The sequence below is a fragment of the Nocardia sp. NPDC003726 genome (genome assembly GCF_053586955.1).
This window is the reverse complement of record NZ_JBSFNF010000004.1, coordinates 226,061-240,043: the sequence shown is the minus strand read 5'-3', so window position 1 is coordinate 240,043 and position 13,983 is coordinate 226,061. Positions and strand designations below refer to the sequence as shown.

Below are 13,983 nucleotides of genomic sequence, written 5' to 3'. Positions count from 1 at the left end.
CCCCCACGAACCGACTCAGGAAGGAAATCCGAAATGACCAACCCGTTCGACGACGACAACGCCAAGTTCTACGTCCTGATCAACCAGGAGGGCGAACACTCGCTCTGGCCGGTCTTCGCCGCCGTCCCCGGCGGCTGGTCCATCGCCTACGGCGCCGCCAACCGCAAGGCCTGCCTGGAGTACGTCGAGACGCACTGGGTGGACATGCGTCCCAAGTCGCTCATCGAGGCCATGTCCACCGAGGGGAAGTGACCACCTGAATGCGCGGGGCGCGCCGGTCCACATCCCCCCTGCCGACCGGTGCGCCCCGCCTCGTCCGCCGGCTCAGACCTCGACGTGCGCCGCGTCGATCACCGCGTGCGCGTGCTGCCGCCATTCCGCGACGGCTTTGGTGCGCAGGCCGCCGAGCGCCGAGTCGAACTGTTTGGCGCGCTTGGTGACCGTGAGCCCGACGTAGGTGTGCGCGTTGGTGATGGCGCCGGTCGCCACCGCGCACGCCTCCTCGACTTCGCCCGAGGCCAGCAGCGCCGTGGCGTGCTCGAAGCGCACCAAGGCCGGTTCCATGGTCTCCGACGGGTCGTACAGCGCCATCGCGCGCGCGGCCGCCACGGCGGTCTCCTCGGCGCGGCCGAGGCGGGAATATCCGATCGCCTGATAAAAAGCGAGTTTCTCCGGGCGGAAAGAGAAGATACCGACCGAAAGGTCTTCTGTGCCGACGTCTTCCAACGCCGATGCCGATCGGGTTATACACCGTGCGAATTCATCGGCGTGGCCGAGACTGGCGTGCGCACGCGCCGCCATTCCCCACAACCACGCGGCGGCCGGGCCGTAGGACGGATTTTCTTGCAAGCGCCCGTCGAGTAACTGCAAAACTTCCTTCGGTTTATCGCTATACGTCGGCAAATACGCGAGCCCGGCCAGGGCGATGTCCTCCGAATAGCGGTCGCCGATGTCCTGCGCGGCGTGGATGGCGGTGGCGTACCACATGCGGGCCTGACCGAAGTGCCCCTCGTTGAACAGGATCTCGCCGACCACGTTCGCCAGCCGCCCCGCCGTGCGCACCAACCGGACCTGATGATGGGTCGGCTGCCGTTCGCCGAGACAGCCACGCACCAAACGGAATTGCTCCAGCCCCGTCTGCAACAGCTCGTGCGGCGGGACCTGCACCACCCGCGTGCCCAGGACCTCGGCCGACTGCTCCAGGAACGCCAGCCGCCGTTCGCTGATGGACCCCGCGTCGAGGGTTGCCAGCATCCGTTCGGGTTCACTCGCCACCAGGTCCGCCGCCTGGCCTGCCAGGCCCGCGCCGATGCAGGCCAGCAGTTCTCGCCTTCTCACGTCGTCTTCCTCGACTTCCTTGTCGAGCCCGATTTCCCTACCGAGCTTGGTGTGCCTTTCGGGCGCCGAATCGGCGCTTTCGTAGTCGGGGGCCGTCTCCTGGCGCGTGGTGATCGCGCGTTCGAATCGTTCGGCGACGACGGAATCGACGCCCGACAGGACCCTGTCCAGGAGACGCTGGCTAGCGGCGTGCATCCGGGTTGTTCGGCCGTTCTCCCACAGGACCACGGTGCGCGGTGTGACGCCCACCAGACGCGCGAATTCGTAACGGCTTCGCTTCATCGCCGTGCGAAGCGCATGTACAGCTTCGCCCGTCCAGTCGACCTCCACCATAGGTCTCTCTTCCTCGCTCCAGGCCGCTACAAACGGAAAGTACTCGCAATTACCGCATTCGGGTCTGTTATCTACCGAATCGCAACGCGCACTGTTGAATCGCACCCGGCATCGGGGGTCCGCCCAAACCCTGTCGAGGGCGCCCGTTGCCCGGAGCCCGGCGCACGGTCCCGACACGGCCCGATCCATCCGTGTCGAGCGCGGCTCCGGCGGCGCCTTCTCGATGCCGGGTGCACTGCGCTGATGGAGGTTGACGATGGACGTGTTGCACTCGGATGTCCGAGAGCTGTGGTTGATCCAGAGCCGCGACTGCACGCAGGAGCCGCTCGGCCTGACCTATGACCGCGCGCGTTTCCTGTGTGCTGTCCACGCCGGGCACGGCGCGCAGTGCAGGCAGTACCTATCCGCGTCGGCATTCTGTTCCCGGCAGGCCGCGGGCCAGTGAGCGGTCGTGAATCCGCTGCTGAGCATGCTCGGCGCGTGCACCTTGCTGGTGGCCGCGATCCTCGGCGTCGGCTCCTGCCTGCCGCGCGGCGGCGCCGAGGACGCGCACCGGCCGCCCGATGAGCCGTTCACCGTCGAACAGGCGCACCGGGTGATGCAGGGCCACCGGCCGTGCCGCGCCGACGTCTGCCCGCGCAAGCGAGCGGCCTTCCGCGCCCTGGTCGCCTCCGGCCGCGTCGTCCCGGACAACCGGGCCGACGGATACTCGCGCTGACCGAGCGTCGGCGTGCCGAACTCGTTGCCGTCCGGCGTGATCCGCCCGCCAACGAGATTCACCGCTGCCCGGGACTACGGCGAGGGAGCCCCGGCAGCGCCGGCGTCCTCGTATCCCCGTACCGCGGGGCTACGAGGACGCCCCGGAGCCCGCCGATGCGAGTCGCCGCGTGCCCGCCGCCGGGTCACGCACCGGAAGGGGTCCGAGGGCCGATGACGGAGAGAAGCCTCAGTTTCTCGTAGCTCTCACTGCCGGGGGCGGCGGTGTAGACGAGCAGCAGATGCGACTGCTCCGGGTCGACCAGTGTCTGGCAGGTCAGCTCCAAGGAGCCGACCTCGGGGTGTGTGTAGCGTTTGACGCCGTTGTAGTGGACGCCGATTTCGTGCTCGTTCCAGATGGCGCGGAATTCCTCGCTGCGGTCGAGCAGCAGGTCCATGAGGTGAGCGGCCCGTGAGCCCGGTCCGCGGAGCGTGACCATCTTGCGTAGTCCGGCGGCGAAGACGCGGGAGTGCAGCGCGTGGTCGTCCGGGTGGTACATCGCCCGGGTGGCCGGGTCGGTGAACCACCGGTAGCCGATGCTGCGGGACGGACCGGTGTATCGGGTGGTGTCGCCGGTGAGCGCGACGCCGAGCGGGGTCTGCCGGAGTGTCTCGCCGAGTTCGGTGACGATCTCGGCGGGGGTGTCGCCGAGCCGGTCGAAGATGCGCAGCAGTCCGGGACTGATGTGTTCGCTGGTCGCACCTCTCGCGGGCGGATTGTGCCCGGCGAGGCGGAACAGGTGATCGCGTTCTTCCAGGGACAGATGCAGACCCTGCGCGATCGAGGCGATCATCTGCTCGGACGGGTGCGGTCCGCGTTCCCGCTCGAGCCGGCTGTAGTAGTCGGTGGAGATGTGGCAGAGCGTGGCGACTTCCTCCCGCCGCAGACCGGCGGTCCTGCGCCGTCGCCCGCGGGGGAGACCGACGTCTTCGGGTTGCAGTGACTCCCGCCGGCGGCGCAGGAACTCGGCGAGCCCCGCTCGATCGATCACGGCTGCTTCCTCCCTTTCGGTCCGCTGCTGTTCAGTCTGCCTTCGTTGCCGGATGGCTGCCTGAGCGAGCCTGGGATCGAGAGGCCGTGGATATCCCGGTTGATCGGCCGCAGCCTGAGAGCACATCCACTTTCCAGGGAACCAGGAGCAGCACATGGCACGCACCCGACCGGACGTCACCGTTCCCGACCTGTCCGGGAAGCTCGCCGTCGTCACCGGAGCCAGCGACGGGGTCGGCCTGGGCCTGGCGGCTCGCCTCGCCGCCGCCGGTGCCGAGGTCGTCATGCCCGTCCGCAACTCTCGCAAGGGCGAGGCGGCGATCGCGAAGATCAGGCAGCGGCACCCGGAAGCCGTGGTGTCCCTGCGGGACCTCGACCTGTCGTCGTTGGACTCGGTCGCCGCGCTGGGAACCACGCTGCGCGAGGAGGGCCGACCGATCCACATCCTGGTGAACAACGCGGGCGTGATGACTCCACCGGACCGGAAGACCACCACCGACGGCTTCGAGCTGCAATTCGGCAGCAACCACCTCGGGCATTTCCCTCTCGTCGCCCACCTACTGCCCCTGCTGCGCGCGGGACGGGCGCGCGTGACCTCGCAGATCAGTATCGCCGCGAACGAGAACGCCATCAACTGGGACGATCTGAACTGGGAACGGTCCTACCACGGCCGCCGCGCCTACAGTCAGTCCAAAATCGCGTTCGGCTTGTTCGGGCTCGAACTGGATCGGCGCAGTGCGGCCGGAGGCTGGGAGATCACCAGCAACCTCGCCCATCCCGGTGTGGCTCCCACCAGCCTCCTGGCCGCGCGCCCCGAGGTCGGCCGGGCGCATGACACCGCCGCCGTGCGTGCCATCCGTGCTCTCTCTCGCCGCGGCATCGTTTTCGGGACGGTCGAGACCGCGCTGCTACCTGCCCTGCTGGCCGCCACCGCACCCGAAGCGCGCGGCGGCCGCATGTACGGTCCGAGCGGTCTCGGGCACCTGTCCGGCCCGCCCGCCGAGCAGGCCGTCTACTCCCGCCTTCGCAGCGAGGACGACGCCGAGCGCATCTGGCGGGTCTCCGAGCGCCTCACCCACATTCGCTTTCCGGCCATCGAGTCCGCCAGGCCCAGTTCGGCATCGATAGGTCCTCGCGGTCCGCGGTGATCGCGCTGCTTCTTGCTGTGGATCGTCCAGCGTCGATATTGATCGCGTTGCACATTTCGCTGCCGGAATCGGCACTGTCCGCACTGGGCGACCACGTATCCGGAGCGCCGGGCGCCGCCTCGGGCGTTCCGAATCGGGGAGACGGTGCGACTTCGAGGGTTCCTCGTCCCAGAACCCTCAACCACCGGCCGCGGGCCTAAGGTTGGTCCTGTGCCACAGTCACGTACGGTGCGATGGCTGCTCGGGGGGATCGTCGTTCTGGTCCTGCTCGGGGCGGTCTTCGTGGATACCACCTTCGGTCATACCGAGGTACGTAAGGTCCATACCCAGCCGGAGACCGTCGAATACGACGGGGCCACATATCACGTCGGCGTGGTCCGTCGCGAAAGCGCGCTGCTACGGCGGCGGTCTCCCGACGAGGTATGGGTGAGCCGGCAACCGGATATGAGCTACGGGCATGCGGTCGAAGTACGAATCACGGGCACGCCGGATCTAGTGATACTGGAGGCGCAATGGCGGGCCGACGGGGTTTCCGTCCGCTTCGAATCCGGACACGAACTGTTCGTTCCCGCACGGTTTTTCATCGGCGGTCGCTGAGTGCGTGCCCCTGGCGGGAGCGATGACGTGCGCATCGCCGCGCGGGCGTGACATGCCGCCATCGCTCGGCGCCGAGCATCATCCGCGCATGCGGTTGGCGACGCCATCGATGAGGGCGGTCAGCCCGAACTCGAATACCGCTGCCGCAGCGGCGTGCGCACCTTCCCGCTCCGGTGCGCCCTCGGCGGCGACGGCGATGAGGGCCGGAAAGCGTTCGGCGCCACCGAACTCGGTCATCACCGCCGGATCCAGGACCGGCCCCGCGTGGCCGGGAGCGCCACGCCCCTTGGTCGGGTCGATCTCGAGGCGGGTCACTCCCGCGGTGAACGCGCTCATCGACAGCAAGGTCTCGGTCACCAGACTCGGCGGCAGGCCTCCGTCGAGCAATGCGCGCGTGGCGACTTCCCCCCACAAGGCTTCGTTCGGTCCCAGGTAGCGGTTGCCCGTGCCGACGGCAAGCACCCAGGGGTGGCGCAGATACAGCTGCCGCATCGCGCGGGTCCATTGTTCGATCGCCCGCCGCCAGTCACCGGACGGCAGCTCCGGGGGCGTTGCCATCGCCGCGTCGAGCATGAGCGAGATCAGGTCGTCTTTGCTGGGCACGTGCCGGTAGAGCGACATGGTCGCGGCACCGAGTTGCTTGGCGACCCGCTGCATCGACAGTGCTCCGATGCCGTCCGCGTCGGCCAGCGCGATCGCTTCGGCGACGATGCCGTCGAGCGTCAGCGCGGGGCGCGGCCCGCGCCCGGATCCCCGCTGTCCCGACCACAACAACCGCGCGACCGCGGGTAGCTCATCGCTCACAAGTCACTCCTCATGGGCATTGCGTATGGCATACGCATCTGCGTATCTTATACGCAGTCATGCTTCTCGGTTACTCCCGGATGGTCCCTCATGAGTGTTCCGACCCGGCAATCGCCTCGTCCCGCCCCCACGTCCTGGTGGCGACGCCCGTGGACGGGGCCGCTGCTGGTACTGGTGTTCGCTTTCGTCGCGTTCTCCCTTCCGCCCTACCTGACTTTCGATCGTTCCCTGTCGCGAGTGCCCGACCCGGGTCTCGCCCTGCACTATCCCCTGCTGGTGGTGCACGTGATCTGTGCGTCGGCGGCCATTCTGAGCTGCGGCTTCCAGGTCTGGCCGTGGTTTCGCGCGCGGCATCCGCGGCTGCATCGGATCCTCGGCCGCGCCTATGTTCTCGCGGGCGTGCTTCCGGCCGGGCTCGCCGGGTTGGTGATCGGCGCGACCAGCCCGTTCGGTCCGGTCGCTCGGGTGAGCAATGTGATGCTGTCGCTGCTGTGGCTGGTCACGACGCTCGCCGGTCTGCGGGCGGCCCGTGAGCGCCGGTTCGGCGACCACCGGCGGTGGATGATCCGCAGTTTCGCGCTGACTCTGTCGATCATGCTCAACCGCGTGCTGGGGGCGATCTTGTTCCTGATGCTGAACCCGCTGCTGGACACCACCTTCCATGGGGACGAGACGCTGCTCATCCAGACCATCGCCGGCATCGGCACCTGGCTGGGCTGGACCTTGTCGCTGCTGATCGCGCAATGGTGGCTGGACCGGCGACCCGGCCCCGCGACGGTTTCCCCGATGAGGCGGCGCCGCCTCGATCCGGCCGCCTGATCCTGTGCGGTTCTCGGGCCGCCTCTCGCCACACACAAAGGCCGGCTGTGAATCCGGCGAAGCTCTGGCCGCAGGCGTTTCAGGGAGAACGCGGCGTGCGGCTGTAGTCCGCCGACCGAATCCGGCGGCGGCATCGATATTTTGAATCGACCGCGCTCAACGGGCGGCAAAGTGAGAAGGAGCATCATGACTACGGAGAACACGGTGCGGCGCTGGTTGATCACCGGTGCCAACAGCGGCTTCGGTGCGGCGTTCACCCGCGCCGTGCTCGCGGCCGGCGACGAGGTGGTCGCGGCTGTGCGCCGACCCGAGACGATGGCCGAGCTCGCTGCCGCACAGCCGGACCGGGTGCGGGTCGTGCCGCTGGACGTGCGGGATCCGGCGGCCGCCGAGCGCGCGGTGAAGGAGGCCGGGCGCGTGGACGTGCTGGTCAACAACGCCGGTTACGGCGTCGTCGGCGCGATCGAGGAAACCGATGAGGCCGATGAGCGCGCCGCCATGGATGTCATGTTCCACGCCCCGCTGCGACTGACCCGCTTGGTGCTGCCCCAGATGCGGGAACGCCGATCGGGCGCGATCGTGCAGGTGACGAGCATGGGCGGGTTCATGTCCTTCGCGGGCGTCGGCATCTACAGCGCCGCCAAGGGCGCGCTGGAACTGGCCAGCGAAGCCCTTGCCCAGGAGGTCGAGCCGCTGGGCATTCAGGTGCTCATCGTCGAGCCCGGCGCGTTCCGCACCGGTTTCGCCAAACCCGCCGCGCTGGCCGTCAGCGCCGCGATCCCCGACTACGCCGCCACCGCCGGCGTGGTCCGCGACGGGTTGCCCGAGTCCGATCAGCAGCAGGAAGGCGACCCCGACAAAGCCGCCGCCGCGGTCTTGGCCACCGTCGGCCGGCCCGGCGCACCGCTGCGCCTGGCACTTGGCCCGGATGCCGTCCAAGGCATCCGGGGCAAGCTGGCTCGAGTCGCCGCCGAGCTGGATGCGACCGCCGAGCTCGGGTTGAACACCGGCTTCGATTCCTGAAACCACACGCGAACCACCAAGTGGTCGCGTTCGGAGGCGCCCGCACACAGCGGGTGCCCCTCCGACGGCCGTGCCGACTATTTCCCGGCCGACCCGGTGGCGGCCGACAGCGCCTCGAATTCCTTGTCGGTCAATTCGATTCGCGCGGCGGCGATGTTCTCTTCGACGTGCGCGACGCTGGAGGTGCCCGGGATCGGCAGCACGACGGGGGAGCGGCGTAGCAGCCAGGCCAGGGCGAGCTGGGCGGGGGTCGCGCCGTGCCCGGCGGAGATGGCCGCCAGCGGACCGCCTGGGGCGGCGAGTTCGCCCGTGGCGATGGGGAACCACGGGATGAAGCCGATGTTCTCCCGCTCGGCGTAGTTCAGCACATCCTCGTCGGCGCGGTTGGCGAGGTTGTACAGGTTCTGCACCGAGACGATGGTGGCGAGTTCGCGCGCCTGCCGCAGCTGTTCGACGGTCACCTGGGAGAGGCCGATGTGCCGGATCTTGCCCTCCTGCTGGAGCGCCACGAGTTCACCGAGCTGATCGGCCAGCGGCACCTGCGGGTCGATGCGGTGCAGCTGGTAGAGGTCGATCCGGTCGACGCGGAGATGGCGCAGGCTGAGTTCGGCTTGCTGACGCAGGTATTCGGGTCGCGCGACCGGACGCCACTCGTTGGGACCCTGCCGGGTGAGACCGGCCTTGGTGGCGATCACCAGGCCCTCCGGATACGGGTGCAGGGCCTTGCGGATCAGTTTCTCGCTGACGAACGGGCCGTAGGAGTCGGCGGTATCGATGAAATTCACGCCGAGTTCCACCGCGCGGCGCAGCACCCGCACCGCCTCGTCGGGGTCCTTGGGATCACCCCATACGCCGGGGCCGGTCAGCTGCATCGCGCCGTACCCCAGCCGATGCACCGGTAGATCGCCGCCGATGGCGAAGGTTCCGGAGGCCGCGGCGGGTTGCGCGTCGAGATCTGTGCTCATGGATTCGTCCTTCCGAAGTCGGAAAACTACATCGATGCTCTACGAACGCCGCGCCGGTCGGGCCGCGCGCTCTTCCTGCCCCAACAGCGCTGTCGGCGGCTCGATTCCCGCCGCGCTGTTCGCCGGCGGCGTAAACCGCCCGCATCCTCGAGCCGGCCGAGGGCCTGCGCCCGAAGTCCGGCCTACCGGCAACGCCCAAGTAGCCGGCACGAGTCCCACCGTACTTCGGACGCGATGACCGAGCACCCCGAGCGACCGGCACCTGAACGCCGCGACCCCACCCGGACCGCCTCCCGGCGGGTACGTCCGGCCTCCCGTGCGCCGGGCTGGTCGACGTCGGTGGAGTGACACACCGTCGCGGGCCGCACTCGCGATTCGCCGCATCCATGTGCCACTCGCGGTGGACGCGCTGTGATGGGCTCAGCCGGTGCGTCACCGCCTCCGTCCGTGGATCGGTGGACGTCGCCGTGGAGCGTCGCGCTAGTGCGCTGGGCGGCCGAAGAGGATCACTTGCATCAGGCGGATGACGCGCCGGGGGGAGCAGGCCGGGTCGGTGGAGCCGAAGCGTTCGCCCAGGTCGACTACCAGGGCGAAGGCGGCGTGGACCAGTAGCCGCGCCTCGGCGGCGGACAGCTCGGGCCGCACATCGGCCAGTAGTTTGGCCCATTCCTCCACGTTGAGGCGCTGGATATTGCGCAGGACGGTGCGCTCATCCGGCGGCACGTTGCTGATCTCGGCGTAGTAGACGAAGGTGAGCTCGCGCTCGGCGAACGAGCCCGCCACATACAACTCGATCAGCGTGTCGAGCGCTTGTTCGGGCGTCTCGGCCGCGGAGACGGCAGGGCCGATGGCGGCCGACACCCGTTCCGCCGCGCGGCGGAACGCCGCCGTGAGGATGTCGCCCTTGCCCCGGTAGAACCGGTACACCGCCGAGGAGGCGGGCAGTCCGGCTGCGGTGGCGATGTCCTCCACGCTGACGTTCGGGTACCCGCGCTGGTGGAACAGTTCGACCGCGCGCATCAGCAGCAGCTCGTGTTTGAAGGTCAGCGGGATCTCGGTCGCGGTGAAGCGCTCGGCTTCGGCGCTGCCGGGCGGCGGCAGCTCGCACGCGGCAAGCGCCTGGCAGGCCGCGGTCAGTCGTGTGGTGAGTGTCCGTACCGGGATCGACACGTGGTGATCGCCGATGCTGCTGAGCACGCTCAGCTCCGCCGCGGCGAGCACGGCGCGGTCGGCCTTGGACAGCGCGGGCCTGGTCTCGGCGAGCAGGGAGGTGAGCGTCGCGTTCACGCCCGCGAGCTGATCGGCCAGCGTCGCCGCGTCCTGTTCCTCCAGGTAGCGCCGCTGCCAGCGCAGCAGTGCGGCGCTGCGCCGGTTGGCGATCGCGGCCTCGATCAGGGCGTCGAGCACCCGCGCAAGGCGTTGCTCGGCGGGCAGCTCGGTGGCATCGGGCAGCCGGACCGCTTCCGCGCTGACCGTGCCCAACCGGAGCACTTCCTCGCGGAACAGCGCGTATTTGCTCGGATAGTGGCGGTACAGCGCCGCGGAGCTGATGTCGAGCCGCGAGGCGATGTCGTCCATGCTGACGCCGTGGTAGCCCAGAGCCCCGAACGCCTCGGCCGACGCCGCCGCGATCTGGGCTCGGCGGTCGCGTGGTCGGCGCCGGATCACCCGTGCCGGTGTCCCGTCGGCCGCCTTGTCCGCCGCGTGGCGATCCTGGGCACCCATGCCGCGATGGTAGCCCACCACAGCGTTCGGTACGCCAACGCTACCCTGTGCCGAGAAGAAATGAATGGTAGATCACAAAAATCCTGTGATCAGCCTGCCAGGTCGCACTATGCGGCCAGAAGAACGTGAATATCGGCTAACTTATAGCGCTATCGCGCGGGCCGTCCGAACAGCACCAGCTGCATCAGCAGCCGCACCCGGTCCTGGGCGGCCAGTGGTTCGTCGCCGAACGCGCGGCCCAGGTCGACGACCACCGCGAAGGCCGCGTGCACGAGGATGCGCGCCTCCGCCGGAGCCAGTTCCGGACGCACCTCGCGCAGCAACCGGGCCCACTCCTCGACGCTGAGCCGCTGGATATTGCGCAGCACCGTGCGTTCTTCGGCGGGCACGTGCTGGAATTCGGTGTAATACACGAAGGTCAGAGCGCGCTCGGCGAACGACCCCGCGACGTATTGCGTGATCAGCGCGGTGAGCGCGTCCTCGGAATCGGTGGCGGCTGCCACGGCCGGGCCGACGGCGCCGGACACCCGTTCGGCGGCACGGCGGAACGCGGCGGCCAGGATGTCGCTCTTGCCCCGGTAGAACCGGTACACCGCCGAGGCCGCCGAAAGCCCTGCGGCGGTGGCGATGTCCTCCACGCTGACGTTGGGATAGCCGCGCTCGTGGAACAACTCGACCGCTTTGCGCAGCAGCAGTTCGTGTTTGAACGAATTCGGAATCTCCACCACCGCGACCGGCTCCACCGCGCCCGTCGCGGGCAGCTTCGCGTGCGCCACCGCCCAGCATGCCGAATGCAGCAGGCGCGCAAGGGCTTTCGCCGGGAGGGCGGCATGGTGGTCGGCGATGCTGGTGATCGTGCTGAGCAGCGCGGCGCGCAGCACGCGCACGTCTTCGTCGGAGAGTTCCGGGCGCAGCGCGGCCAGCTGGCCGCCCAGCGCGCCGAGCACCGTTGCCTGCTGTTCGTTGAGCGTGACCTGGTCGTCGGGCTCGAGGTACCTGACCTCCCAGCGCACCAGCGTGACGGTGGGGCGGTTGTCGATGGTGACCGCGATGAGCGCGTCGAGCACGTGCCGCAACCGCTGCTCGGCAGTCCACTCGGCCGCCGCCTCGGGCAACTCGACCGATTCGGTCATCGCCTGGCCGACGCGCAGCAGTTCCTCCCGGAACAGCGCGTACTTGCTCGGATAGTGGCGATACAACGCCGCCGAGCTGATGCCGAGCCCGGAGGCGATGTCGTCCATGCTCACGCCGTGGTAGCCGAGCGCGCCGAACGCGGCGGCCGACGCCGCGGCGATCTGGGCACGGCGGTTCTTCGGCCTGCGCCGGATCTCGCGGGGTGCCGAGTCGCCGGTGCTCGCCTTCCGCGCCGTACGGCGATTGTCGACACTCATGACGAACATCGTAACGACCTGGCCGTATGGCCGGGCCCGCCGTGTCACGGGATACGGCTCCCGGGGATGAGCGGCCCCCGGGAGCTGTACCTGTTCTCCGGTGTGCGCCGGCGCGCGACAAGGCGGGATGCGCGCGCCGGCGCGTCCGGAGGTCGACGACCGGACTCGGCCGAAGCGCGGGGCACCGTGCGCGCCGTGCCGTGGTTCGGTCTGTCGAACAGAGACCAACTTACACGAATATAGATCCAGTACAAGAGCTGCACTGGCAAAGAATCATTGTTCACATACTGGTTGGCTGCCGGTCGACCACCACCCGCGCCCTGCCGCGCGGCACGGTGGTGATGTTGCGGATCTTGCCGCGCTCCGGCGCGCTTCCCGCGGGGAGCGAAAGGTTGTGGCGGACGAGGATTTCCCGCAGCACCGTGGTGCCTTCGAGCAGTGAGAACCCCGCGCCGATGCACCGCCGCACGCCGCCGCCGAACGGTAGCCAGGTGTTCGGCGCCACTTCGCCGTCGAGGAAACGGGCCGGGCGGAAGACGGCGACGTCGGGGTAGGCCTCGGTACGCCGGTGTGCGAGGACTATCGAGGTGGCGACCACGGTGCCGGCCGGAAGCCGCTGCCCGCCGATCGTCATGTCTCTGGTCAGTTTTCGATTGGTGCCGGAGATGATGGTGCGCAGCCGCATGGCCTCCTTGAGCACCGCGTCCAGATATCGCTCGTCGCCGGTGCGCGCCGCCTCCGCCGCCTGCCGCTGGATCCCGGGATCGGCGGCGAGTTCGTAGAGTGCCCAGGACAGCGCCGACGCGGTGGTCTCGTGCCCGGCCAGCAGCAAGGTGATGAGCTGATCGCGGAGTTCGGCGTCGGTGAGCGGCGCGTCGCCGTCGTCGACTTGGAGCAGGCGCGAGAGCACGTCGGTACGCCCGGCCAGATCGGCCGCCCGCCGCCGATCGGCGATTTCCGCGTAGAGCAAGGCGTCCACCGCCGCGAGGTTCTCGGCGAAGCTCTTCCATGGCCCGATCCGGCGCAATCGGTCGCTTTTGAACCCGAGGAAGACCAGCGGGTTCAGGTGGACGATCCGGTTCAGGCGCGGGTTCAGCTCGGCCCTGATCCGCTCGTCGGTGACGCCGAAGACCACTCGGGTGATCACCTCGAGGGTGAGCGCGTTCATCCGGTCCAGCATGCGCACCGTGGATCCGGCCGCCCAGCTGCCGGCCTCCGCGGCCGCGATCTCGGTGATCAGCGCCCGGTAGCCGCGCAGCGCCGCACCGTTGAACGCGGGCATGAGCAACCTGCGCGCCCGCGCGTGCTCGGCCTCGTCGGTCAGCAAGAGCGAGTGCGGACCCATGATCGTTCCGAGGATCTGGTTGCCCTCGCCCGCGTGCAAGTCGCGCGGATCGCCCGCGAAGATCTCCTTGATGTGTTCCGGCCGCGAGTACACCACGACGTGGTCGGCGAACGGCGGGATCCGCAGCGTGAAGACGTCACCGTAGCGGCGGGTCATCGCGGTGAGGAAGCGGGCCCGGTCCCGCTGGAACAACGCGCTCTGCACGAGCGGCGGCAGCGCCGGTCCCGGCGGAAAGCCCGCGGGCCCGGTGCGTTCTCGGACGTCCTGTGCGGCCACGATGCCACCTCCACGCGGATGTCGAACCATCTGTCGCTTCCACGCTAGGAGAAACCCGGACGCCGGTCCATGCCACCTGCGAAAGCCGGATCGCCATCCGGCGCTCTCGTGCGTCCGGACGCGGCGAATCAGATGCCCGTGCCGGAGCGCCACCGCTCGATTCAGTCGAATTCGCCTGTACCGGTGCGTCTTTCTGGTAAGGAGTTCGTCATGGCGTTGGCTTTGCGCCCGGTGGACCCCATACCGGTGCTCGGCGCCGTGATCGCCGCGATACGGCGGATCACGGCGCGCTATCGGCTCACCCCACAGGAGAAGCGCAACCTGGAAGCCGCCCGCGGCGCACGTGCGGCGGTCTTCACCGCGTCCATCGGCGGCCGCGCCTACCGCGGATAAGACCCTGCGCCGCAGCCGAACTCGTAACAGCCCGGAAGCCTCACGTTCGGCATCCCAATTCGGTCCAGGTCGGGCGGGT

The 13,983-nt window shown here is 69.0% G+C and carries 15 protein-coding genes; 8 read left to right on the top strand and 7 right to left on the bottom strand.

Going from position 1 to position 13,983, the window contains the following annotated elements; translation table 11 throughout:
* Window positions 1–33 precede the first annotated feature (33 nt).
* Complete coding sequence (locus ACWDMM_RS07650; RefSeq protein ID WP_195078286.1) at window positions 34–252, top strand: MbtH family protein; 219 nt, start codon at window positions 34–36, stop codon at window positions 250–252.
* Window positions 253–324: 72 nt separating this feature from the next.
* Here ACWDMM_RS07650 and ACWDMM_RS07645 read toward each other — a convergent pair whose 3' ends face one another.
* On the bottom strand, window positions 325–1,776 hold the full coding sequence (locus ACWDMM_RS07645) for a helix-turn-helix domain-containing protein (protein WP_195078287.1): 1,452 nt from the start codon (window positions 1,774–1,776) through the stop codon (window positions 325–327).
* 151 nt (window positions 1,777–1,927) lie between these two features.
* On the opposite strand from ACWDMM_RS07645, the gene ACWDMM_RS07640 reads away from it, so the two are divergent.
* Complete coding sequence (locus ACWDMM_RS07640) at window positions 1,928–2,116, top strand: hypothetical protein (protein ID WP_195078438.1); 189 nt, start codon at window positions 1,928–1,930, stop codon at window positions 2,114–2,116.
* A 6-nt stretch (window positions 2,117–2,122) separates the two neighbouring features.
* Window positions 2,123–2,389 carry a hypothetical protein gene (locus ACWDMM_RS07635; protein WP_323124139.1) on the top strand — a complete coding sequence of 89 codons (267 nt, stop codon included), beginning with the start codon at window positions 2,123–2,125 and terminating at the stop codon, window positions 2,387–2,389.
* A 184-nt stretch (window positions 2,390–2,573) separates the two neighbouring features.
* Here ACWDMM_RS07635 and ACWDMM_RS07630 read toward each other — a convergent pair whose 3' ends face one another.
* Complete coding sequence (locus ACWDMM_RS07630) at window positions 2,574–3,419, bottom strand: helix-turn-helix transcriptional regulator (protein ID WP_449936566.1); 846 nt, start codon at window positions 3,417–3,419, stop codon at window positions 2,574–2,576.
* Between the two features lie 154 nt (window positions 3,420–3,573).
* On the opposite strand from ACWDMM_RS07630, the gene ACWDMM_RS07625 reads away from it, so the two are divergent.
* Window positions 3,574–4,566 carry an SDR family oxidoreductase gene (locus ACWDMM_RS07625; RefSeq protein ID WP_449936564.1) on the top strand — a complete coding sequence of 331 codons (993 nt, stop codon included), beginning with the start codon at window positions 3,574–3,576 and terminating at the stop codon, window positions 4,564–4,566.
* Window positions 4,567–4,794: 228 nt separating this feature from the next.
* Window positions 4,795–5,163 carry a hypothetical protein gene (locus ACWDMM_RS07620; RefSeq protein ID WP_195078290.1) on the top strand — a complete coding sequence of 123 codons (369 nt, stop codon included), beginning with the start codon at window positions 4,795–4,797 and terminating at the stop codon, window positions 5,161–5,163.
* A 78-nt stretch (window positions 5,164–5,241) separates the two neighbouring features.
* On the opposite strand, the gene ACWDMM_RS07615 is transcribed toward ACWDMM_RS07620, so the two are convergent.
* Window positions 5,242–5,967 carry a TetR/AcrR family transcriptional regulator gene (locus ACWDMM_RS07615; RefSeq protein ID WP_357206506.1) on the bottom strand — a complete coding sequence of 242 codons (726 nt, stop codon included), beginning with the start codon at window positions 5,965–5,967 and terminating at the stop codon, window positions 5,242–5,244.
* Window positions 5,968–6,057: 90 nt separating this feature from the next.
* Between ACWDMM_RS07615 and ACWDMM_RS07610 the strand changes: the two genes are divergently transcribed.
* Together ACWDMM_RS07610 and ACWDMM_RS07605 are read left to right on the top strand one after the other, a co-directional pair.
* On the top strand, window positions 6,058–6,786 hold the full coding sequence (locus tag ACWDMM_RS07610; RefSeq protein ID WP_449936559.1) for a DUF2306 domain-containing protein: 729 nt from the start codon (window positions 6,058–6,060) through the stop codon (window positions 6,784–6,786).
* Between the two features lie 186 nt (window positions 6,787–6,972).
* The gene (locus tag ACWDMM_RS07605; RefSeq protein WP_195078293.1) at window positions 6,973–7,809 is read left to right on the top strand and encodes an SDR family NAD(P)-dependent oxidoreductase; all 837 of its coding nucleotides are present in this window, start codon (window positions 6,973–6,975) and stop codon (window positions 7,807–7,809) included.
* A gap of 77 nt (window positions 7,810–7,886) precedes the next feature.
* Here ACWDMM_RS07605 and ACWDMM_RS07600 read toward each other — a convergent pair whose 3' ends face one another.
* The 4 genes from ACWDMM_RS07600 to ACWDMM_RS07585 form a co-directional block, all read right to left on the bottom strand.
* A complete protein-coding gene (locus tag ACWDMM_RS07600; protein ID WP_449936556.1) occupies window positions 7,887–8,774 on the bottom strand; it encodes an aldo/keto reductase in 888 nt (295 codons plus the stop codon).
* A 480-nt stretch (window positions 8,775–9,254) separates the two neighbouring features.
* Entirely contained in the window at window positions 9,255–10,499 is a 1,245-nt protein-coding gene (locus ACWDMM_RS07595; protein WP_195078295.1) for a TetR/AcrR family transcriptional regulator, read from the bottom strand.
* Between the two features lie 149 nt (window positions 10,500–10,648).
* The gene (locus tag ACWDMM_RS07590) at window positions 10,649–11,890 is read right to left on the bottom strand and encodes a TetR/AcrR family transcriptional regulator (RefSeq protein ID WP_195078296.1); all 1,242 of its coding nucleotides are present in this window, start codon (window positions 11,888–11,890) and stop codon (window positions 10,649–10,651) included.
* Window positions 11,891–12,170: 280 nt separating this feature from the next.
* Window positions 12,171–13,511, bottom strand: coding sequence for a cytochrome P450 (locus ACWDMM_RS07585; RefSeq protein WP_323124140.1), 1,341 nt, complete (start codon window positions 13,509–13,511; stop codon window positions 12,171–12,173).
* A 210-nt stretch (window positions 13,512–13,721) separates the two neighbouring features.
* Between ACWDMM_RS07585 and ACWDMM_RS07580 the strand changes: the two genes are divergently transcribed.
* Complete coding sequence (locus ACWDMM_RS07580; RefSeq protein WP_357104013.1) at window positions 13,722–13,904, top strand: hypothetical protein; 183 nt, start codon at window positions 13,722–13,724, stop codon at window positions 13,902–13,904.
* The last annotated feature ends 79 nt before the right edge of the window (window positions 13,905–13,983 follow it).

Bases quoted from the DNA above. Each gene is read 5' to 3' on its own strand.
- ACWDMM_RS07650 (WP_195078286.1), top strand. From the start codon at position 34: ATGACCAACCCGTTCGACGACGACAACGCCAAGTTCTACGTCCTGATC.
- ACWDMM_RS07640 (WP_195078438.1), top strand. From the start codon at position 1,928: ATGGACGTGTTGCACTCGGATGTCCGAGAGCTGTGGTTGATCCAGAGC.
- ACWDMM_RS07625 (WP_449936564.1), top strand. From the start codon at position 3,574: ATGGCACGCACCCGACCGGACGTCACCGTTCCCGACCTGTCCGGGAAG.
- ACWDMM_RS07610 (WP_449936559.1), top strand. From the start codon at position 6,058: ATGAGTGTTCCGACCCGGCAATCGCCTCGTCCCGCCCCCACGTCCTGG.
- ACWDMM_RS07605 (WP_195078293.1), top strand. From the start codon at position 6,973: ATGACTACGGAGAACACGGTGCGGCGCTGGTTGATCACCGGTGCCAAC.
- ACWDMM_RS07600 (WP_449936556.1), bottom strand. From the start codon at position 8,774: ATGAGCACAGATCTCGACGCGCAACCCGCCGCGGCCTCCGGAACCTTC.
- ACWDMM_RS07595 (WP_195078295.1), bottom strand. From the start codon at position 10,499: ATGGGTGCCCAGGATCGCCACGCGGCGGACAAGGCGGCCGACGGGACA.
- ACWDMM_RS07590 (WP_195078296.1), bottom strand. From the start codon at position 11,890: ATGAGTGTCGACAATCGCCGTACGGCGCGGAAGGCGAGCACCGGCGAC.
- ACWDMM_RS07580 (WP_357104013.1), top strand. From the start codon at position 13,722: ATGGCGTTGGCTTTGCGCCCGGTGGACCCCATACCGGTGCTCGGCGCC.